The following is a 7,130-nucleotide window of genomic DNA, read 5'->3' as shown; positions in this document are numbered from 1 at the left end:
CGTCGGCGGTACGCGGCACGCACGTCCGCGCCCGGCGCTCCCCCGTCCGGCAGCGCCGCCGCGGCGGCGTACGCGCCCGGATCGGCCAGCACGTCGGGCGGGAAGGTCAGCACCGCGTCGCCGGCCTCGGGCAGGCCGCTGTTCTGCATGAGCACCACGATGGTCAGCCCACCGCCGTTGACCAGGCGGTGCACGGTGCCCGGCTCGAACCAGACCACCGCACCCGGGCGCAGCGGTGTCTCCCGAAAACCGGCGGTGGTCAGGGTCTGTACCGCGCCCTCGCCGTCGGTCACCACGTATCCCTCGGTGCAGCAGAGGTGCACGTGCGGGGTGCCGCCGACCAGGCCGTCCGGGGCGACGGTGTCGTAGACGTGCAGCCGGGACACCCCGATCCCGCCGGGCAGCGGGGCCGCGAAGCGGTCGGACATGGCCGGGCCTCCCTGCGGGAAAGGGCTTTCTCTGCGGTACCGTGACGCTAGCCGGCACGGCGAAACGCCGTCAACAGACCGAGGGGGGCGGGCCATGGCGACCCTGTCCGATGTGGCACGCCGGGCGGGCGTCTCCCCCGCCACCGCCTCTCGCGTGATCAACGGCAGCAGCAAACCGGTGACCGACGAGCTGCGTGAGCGGGTGCTCGCCGCCGTCGCCGAGTTGCAGTACGTGCCGAACGCCCACGCTCAACTGTTGGCCCGCTCGCACCGCAGCGCGGTCGGCGTGATCGTGCACGACGTCTCCGACCCGTACTTCGCCGAGATCACCCGCGGCCTGCAACGCGTCGCCACCGACCAGGGCCGGCTGCTGATGATCTGCAACAGCTACCGGGACCCGGACCGCGAGCTGGAGTACGTGGAGCTGCTGCGCGGCCACCAGGTGGCGGCGCTGATCCTGGCCGGATCCGGTTACCACGACGAGGCGTTCACCAGGCAGCTCAACGAGAAGCTCGCCGCGTACGAGGCCACCGGCGGGCGGGTGGCGGTGATCGGTCGGCACGAACACTCCGGCGACGCGGTGATGCCGGACAACCGGGCCGGCGGCTACCTCGCCGGACGGGAGCTGTGCGGGCTGGGGCACCGCGTGATCGGTGTGGTCGCCGGTCCGCGCATCCTGACCACCACTACCGACCGCCTGGCCGGCCTGCGGCAGGCCCTCACCGAGCAGGGCCGGGACCTGCCGGAACGGCGCATCCGGTACGCCGAGTTCGACCGCGACGGCGGCGCCGAGGCGACCGCCCGACTGCTCGACGCCGACCCGGAGCTGACCGCGATCGTGGCCCTCAACGACTCCATGGCCATCGGGGCGCTCGCCACCCTGCGGGCACGTGGGCTGGCCGTGCCGCAGCAGATCTCCGTGGTGGGGTTCGACGACATGCCGATCGCCCGGGACGTCACCCCGGCGCTGACCACCGTGCGGCTGCCGCTTGTCGACATGGGAGTCCGGGCGATGTCCCTGGTGCTCGGTGCGGAGGTCGCTGCCCCGCGGGTCGAGGTGCTCCCCGCCGAGCTGATCCGCAGGGACACCGCCGGTCCCGTCCCGCTCGCCGCCCGCGTGAGCGCCGGCTCCGCGCCGCGCGCTCGACGGGGTGACGCCGCCTCGTGACCGGCGTCAGTCCGACGCAGCGTCTGCTCACCAGCGACGACGTGGCGTACCTGGTCCGGGCGTCGTTCGGCCCGCACACCCGGGTCCGGGACGCCGGACCGCTGGCCGGCGGCGGGTTCGCGACGGTCTGGTGGGCACGTCTCGACGACGACCGCCGGGTGGTGCTGAAGCTCGCCCCGCCGGCCGGGACGCCGCTGCTGCGCTACGAACGAGGACTCTGTGCCGCCGAGACGCGATACTTCCGCCTCGTCGCGGAACACGCCCCGCAGGTGCCCGTGCCGCCGGTGTTGCAGCACGCCACCGACCCCGCGTACGGCGAGTGGTTGGTCACCACGCTGCTGCCCGGCCGGTCCCTGTCCGAGCTGGCCGGGACCGGCGTCGCGGTCGACGACGGCCCGGCGCGGTACGACCTCGGCGTCGCCCTCGCCGCGTTGCACCGGGTCACCGGCGACCGGTTCGGGTACGACGACGATGACCGGGCCGGCGGGGCGACCTGGCCGGTGGCGTTCACGGCGATGCTCGACGCGCTGGTCGCCGACGCGACCGACTGGAACGTGCGGCTGCCGGTGACCCCGGAGCGCCTGCGCACGCTTGTGGGACGGCACGCCGACGCGCTGGACGAGGTACGCCGACCGGCGCTGCTGCACTTCGACTGCTGGGACGGCAACGTGCTGGCCGCGCCCGACCCGGAGGGTCGGCTTCGGCTGTGCGGCCTGGTCGACGGCGAACGGTTCCTCTACGGCGACCCGCTGCTGGACCTGGTCTCACCGCTGCTCTTCCGGCGCGTCGAGGACGAGCCTGAGCATCCGCTGCTGCGCGGCTACCGCAGCGCGGCCGGCACACCACTGGTGCTTGACGCTTCGGCGCGCCGCCGGCTCGGCCTCTACCGGCTGCACCTGTACCTGCTGATGACGGTGGAGATGCCCAGCCGTGGCATGACCCCGACCAGTCATCCGCAGCGGCACGCCCGGCTCGCGGCGCTGCTGGACGCGGAACTCGACGCGCTCGCGGCCTGACCCAATTCCCGTTGTCCGGCCGGTTCGCCGCTCGTACCCTGCTCGACGTGCAGATTCGGGAGTTCGTGGCGGAGGACTGGTCCCAGGTGTGGCCGATCGTCGAGGAGGTGATCCGGGCTCGGGAGACCTTCCCCTACGACCCGGCGATGACCGCCGACGCGGCGTACGGCATGTGGGCGGAGGCAGCGCCGGGCCGGACCGTCGTCGCGGTCGACGGCGAGCGGGTGCTCGGCACCGCGAAGATGGGCACCAACCGACCCGGGCCGGGCGCGCACGTGTCCACCGCGAGCTTCATGGTCGCCGCCGACGTCCGGGGCCGGGGTGTGGGCACCGCGCTGTGCCGCGACGCCCTGACCTGGGCCCGCCAGCGGGGGTACGCCGGCATGCAGTTCAACGCCGTGGTGGAGAGCAACCGGTCGGCGGTCGAGCTGTACCGGCGGGAGGGCTTCGCGGTGGTCGGCACGGTGCCCGGCGCGTTCCGCCACCCCACCCTCGGCCGGGTCGGCCTGCACGTCATGTACCAGGAGTTCTGACCGGGACGATCCAGCGCACGCTGGTTCGCGGCGGGTGGGTGCGGTGTGTCTGTTGCGTGCCTGTAGAGCTGCCCCATCAGCGGGGCAGGCCGTTCGTCGCGGCCGGCCGGGAGTTGCGTGCCTGCGGTGACAAGCGGGCCACGACCATGCCGGCAGACCACGGCCATGCCGACGGACCACGACCATGCCGGCAGACCACGACCATGCCGGCAGAGCACTGCCACGCCGGCAGACCACGGCCGTACTGCCCCACGAGTGGGGCAGCTCGACAGGCAGCGCGGGACATCCGGGTGGTAGTCAACGACCAGGTGCCACGCCGGCTCACGCCGTTGACGGACGGTTCACCGTTGGCTGACAACCTGACCCACCAGGGCCCCGGCAGGCGGACCAGGCGGCTCCGCGCCGGCGCGGCGAACCGGGGTGAAGAGGCCACCGACCGCGACCAGCAGGCATCCCACGCCCGCCGCGAACGTGACCGCCTGGACGCCGTACCGGCCGGCGGCCCAGGTCAGTGTGGCGGCGCCGATCGGCCCGAGGGCGTAGTGCGTGCTCCAGAACGCCGAGGTGACCCGGCCGAGCAGGTGATCGGGGGTGATCTCCTGGCGCAGCGACATCGAACAGATCCCGCCGACGCTCAGGCAGCACAGATACACGGCGGTCAGCGCGGTGACAGCGGGCACGCTCGTCGCGAGGCCGACGCCCGCCACCGCGAAACCGCAGACCGAGTGCGCGCCGATCCAGGTCGCGCCGAAGCCTCGTCGGCGGCGTAGCGGGGCCACCAGCAGCGCACCGGCGACAGTGCCCAGCGCGGCCAGGCCGAGCACCGCGCCGACGGTGCCGCCGGAGCCGCCGAGGTCGTGGGTGATGTGGTAGATCAGCACGTCGGTGAAGCCGTAGGTCAGGAAGATGAACACCGACAACAGGACAGTGAGCGCGCGCAGCACGGGCTGCCGCCACAGGAACCGCGCCCCGGCCAGGAACTCGGCCAGTGGCCGCTCCCGGGTCGCCGGTGCGGCGGCGTCGGCCCGCCCGGGTCGCAGCCGGATCAGCCACAGACCGGTTGCCGAGAGGGCGAAGCTCGCCGCGTTGACGGCGATGGCGAGCGCCGGGCCGAAGCGGGCCGACACCACGCCGGCGAGCAGCGGCCCGAGGACGGCCGCCGCCGCGTACGTCGCCTGCAACCGCCCGTTGGCCTCGGTGATCCGGTCGGAGTCGACGAGGTTGCGGACCGCGGTCACCGCGGCGACCTGGAACACCATGCCGGCCGCCTCGCAGATCGGCAGCACGACGAAGAGCAGCCAGACCTGTGGGCCGGCGAGCCAGGCCAGTGGCACCAGGCCGTAGAGCACCAACCGGGCCAGGTCCGCCACGATCATCAGGGTGCGGCGGTCGTACCGGTCGACAAGCACCCCGCCGAAGATGCCGGCGATGACGGACGCCGCCCCCGCGACGGCGGTGAGCAGGCCCATCCGTGCCACCGACCCGGTCGCCTGGAGCACCAGTAGTGGCACCGCCAGGTAGGCGAACGAGTCACCGGCCGCGGAGAGCGACTGCGCGACCCAGTAGGTGCCGAAGGTGCGGTCCCGCCACAGTGGAGGCCGACCGGCGGGGGCAGATCGGCTCATTGCGACGAGCCTAGTGGGCCCGGCCATCACCGCCATCCACAACGTGGCCAACCCCGACAAGCTCCGAGCCGTCGCCGACGGCACGACCCGCCACCTGCGGACGAGCTGAGCCGACCCGGGGAGACGGCCGGCATTCAGCCGGTCCTGGCGAGGTCGGTCGTGGTCGCGAGTTCGGTCACCACGTCCAGGAGCCGACGCAGGGCGGGCGCGGTGCTGCCCGGCAACCACACCATCTCGGTGTGGGCGTGGGCGCCGGTCAGCGGGACGACACCACGCCGGTGCGGCGGAGGCTGGCTGCCGAGCTGGCGAGCCTGGTGACGCCGACTCCGGCGGCGACCAGGCCGAGGAGACTCTGCACGCTGGCTTCCTCCTGGACGATGTTCGGCACGAACCCCGCCTCCCGGAACTGGTCCTCGAAGGTGCGGTGCCAGGGTTCCCAGGCGCTGCGCGGAGTTGTCACCCACGGTTCGTCCGCCAGGTCGGCGAGCGTCAACTCGGCGCGGCCGGCGAGCGGGTGGCCCTCGGGCAACACCGCGCACACCGGTTCGGTCGTCAGCCTCGCGACTCGCGCGGCACCACCCTGACCGACATCGGTGCGCTGTTCCGGCCCGAGGCGCGCGCCGTGACGGACCGCGCCGACGAGGCCGTCGCCGTCGTGGGGCGGGCCCTGCGGGGCGAGGTCGGCAACCTTCGACTCGCGCCGGTGACGTCGTGGCCGGTGTCGACCTCAGCGGGCAGCGCGCCATCGTCACCGGCGCCTCGTCGGGCATCGGCGTGGAGACGGCCCGGGCCCTGGCGACCGCGGGCGCCGAGGTGACTTTGGCGGTACGGGACGTGCGGGCCGGGGAGCGCACAGCGCAGGACATCGGGGACGGCGCGCCGAGCGGGTCGCTCCGGGTCGTACCGTTGGATCTTTCCGACCAGCTGTCGATCGCGACCTTCGTCGCGGCCTGGGCGGGTCCCCTGCACATCCTTGTCAACAACGCCGGGGTGTCGGCGACCCCCGAGATGCGGACGCCGGAGGGCTGGGAGCTGCAGTTCGCCACGAACCATCTCGGCCACTTCGCGCTCACCACCGGGCCGCACCGGGCGCTCGCGGCGGCTGGCCGGGCCCGCGTGGTGTCGCTCAGCTCCATCGCCCACGTCCAGGCGCCGATGGTCTTCGAGGACGTCAACTTCCGCGCGCGCCCCTATGACCGGATGCTCGCCTACGGCGAGTCGAAGACCGCCACCGCGCTGTTCGCGGTCGAGGCGAACCGGCGCTGGGCCGACGACGGCATCACTGTCAACGCGGCCAACCCGGGCGCGGTCGCCACGAACCTGGGGCGGCACCTCACCGAGGAGGACTACGCCCAGTTGCCGGCGTTCGACTTCAAGACCCCGGAGCAGGGGGCGGCGACCTCGATGCTGCTCGCCGCCTGGCCGCAGCTCGACGGCGTCGGCGGTCGCTACTTCGAGGACGGCAACCAGGCTGCGCGCCACCGCCCGGAGACGCCGCTGCGGGGCGTCGCCGACCACGCGACCGACCCCGCGGCGGCGGCACGGCTGTGGCAGCTCTCGCTCGACCTGCTCGCCGACGCGCGGCGGGCCTGACCGACCGGGAGACGGGCAGACGCAGACGGCCGCGGGAGGAATCCCGCGGCCGTCTGCGGACGTGCTCGAAACGATCAGGCCTGGCGCAGCGGCGCGAGCGCGGTGCTCCAGGCGACCACCTGGTCGAGGGTGGTGGTCAGCGCGTCCTGCTGGAACTGGTTGGGCTTGAAGACGCTGAAGTTCTCGAAGTCGGTGAAGAGCGACAGAGCGACCTGCGACCGCACGTCGGCCATCTGAAGCTCGCCGGAGATCAACCGCAGGTGCTCCACGGCACGCGCGCCGCCGACCGAGCCGTAGCTGACGAAGCCCACGGCCTTGTTGTTCCACTCGGCGTACAGGAAGTCGATAGCGTTCTTCAGGGCACCCGAGGTCGAGTGGTTGTACTCGGGGGTGACGATGATGAACCCGTCGTAGGAGGCGATCGTCTTGGCCCACCGCAGCGTGTGCGGCTGGGAGTACTGGCCCATCGCCGGCGGGTACGCCTCGTCGAGGTGCGGCAGCTGGTAGTCGAGCAGGTCGATCAGCTCGTACTCCGCGTCGGAGCGCTGCTTGGCGATCTCGAGCACCCAGCGGGCAACGGCTTCACCGTTACGCCCCGGGCGGGTGCTGCCGAGAATGATCCCGATCCTGGTCATCATGGCGCCTTTCCTCGGTACGTGGGCTGACGGCCCGACGCTAACCGGTGATTGCTTGGTCAAGCAAATGCTGTTCCCATGGTCACGATCACAGCCGGGTAAGCAATTGCTCAATCAAGCAAGTATGATATG

General features: G+C 72.6%; 8 protein-coding genes. 4 read left to right on the top strand and 4 right to left on the bottom strand.

Annotation, left to right across the window (positions count from 1 at the left end; translation table 11 throughout):
• Window positions 1-428 (bottom strand): cupin domain-containing protein (locus tag ABZU25_RS31750; protein WP_355033029.1); only part of this gene is annotated, 428 nt, incomplete at its 3' end.
• Window positions 429-522: 94 nt separating this feature from the next.
• Between ABZU25_RS31750 and ABZU25_RS31745 the strand changes: the two genes are divergently transcribed.
• The 3 genes from ABZU25_RS31745 to ABZU25_RS31735 are packed head-to-tail and all read left to right on the top strand — an operon-like array spanning window position 523 to window position 3,145.
• Entirely contained in the window at window positions 523-1,596 is a 1,074-nt protein-coding gene (locus ABZU25_RS31745) for a LacI family DNA-binding transcriptional regulator (protein WP_355033028.1), read from the top strand.
• Window positions 1,593-2,612 (top strand): aminoglycoside phosphotransferase family protein, encoded by a 1,020-nt coding sequence (locus tag ABZU25_RS31740; protein WP_355033027.1) that lies wholly within the window; start codon window positions 1,593-1,595, stop codon window positions 2,610-2,612. The genes ABZU25_RS31745 and ABZU25_RS31740 overlap by 4 nt, the downstream gene beginning before the upstream one ends.
• Before the next feature lie 47 nt (window positions 2,613-2,659).
• Window positions 2,660-3,145: a GNAT family N-acetyltransferase gene (locus ABZU25_RS31735; RefSeq protein WP_355033026.1), complete on the top strand. Its 486-nt coding sequence runs from the start codon at window positions 2,660-2,662 to the stop codon at window positions 3,143-3,145.
• Between the two features lie 341 nt (window positions 3,146-3,486).
• Here the strand turns inward: ABZU25_RS31735 and ABZU25_RS31730 are convergent, their stop codons facing one another.
• Window positions 3,487-4,770, bottom strand: a complete 1,284-nt coding sequence (locus ABZU25_RS31730) for an MFS transporter (protein WP_355033025.1) — start codon at window positions 4,768-4,770, stop codon at window positions 3,487-3,489.
• A gap of 256 nt (window positions 4,771-5,026) precedes the next feature.
• Complete coding sequence (locus tag ABZU25_RS31725) at window positions 5,027-5,302, bottom strand: LysR family substrate-binding domain-containing protein (protein ID WP_355033024.1); 276 nt, start codon at window positions 5,300-5,302, stop codon at window positions 5,027-5,029.
• Window positions 5,303-5,481: 179 nt separating this feature from the next.
• Between ABZU25_RS31725 and ABZU25_RS31720 the strand changes: the two genes are divergently transcribed.
• Window positions 5,482-6,363, top strand: a complete 882-nt coding sequence (locus ABZU25_RS31720) for an SDR family NAD(P)-dependent oxidoreductase (RefSeq protein WP_355033023.1) — start codon at window positions 5,482-5,484, stop codon at window positions 6,361-6,363.
• Window positions 6,364-6,437: 74 nt separating this feature from the next.
• Here ABZU25_RS31720 and ABZU25_RS31715 read toward each other — a convergent pair whose 3' ends face one another.
• Window positions 6,438-6,998 carry an NAD(P)H-dependent oxidoreductase gene (locus tag ABZU25_RS31715; RefSeq protein WP_355033033.1) on the bottom strand — a complete coding sequence of 187 codons (561 nt, stop codon included), beginning with the start codon at window positions 6,996-6,998 and terminating at the stop codon, window positions 6,438-6,440.
• Between the last annotated feature and the right edge of the window lie 132 nt (window positions 6,999-7,130).

Source organism: Micromonospora sp. NPDC005215 (genome assembly GCF_040607915.1).
Lineage (GTDB): Bacteria > Actinomycetota > Actinomycetes > Mycobacteriales > Micromonosporaceae > Micromonospora.
Note: the sequence above shows the minus strand (reverse complement) of the source record. Positions and strands in the feature narration are given on the sequence as shown.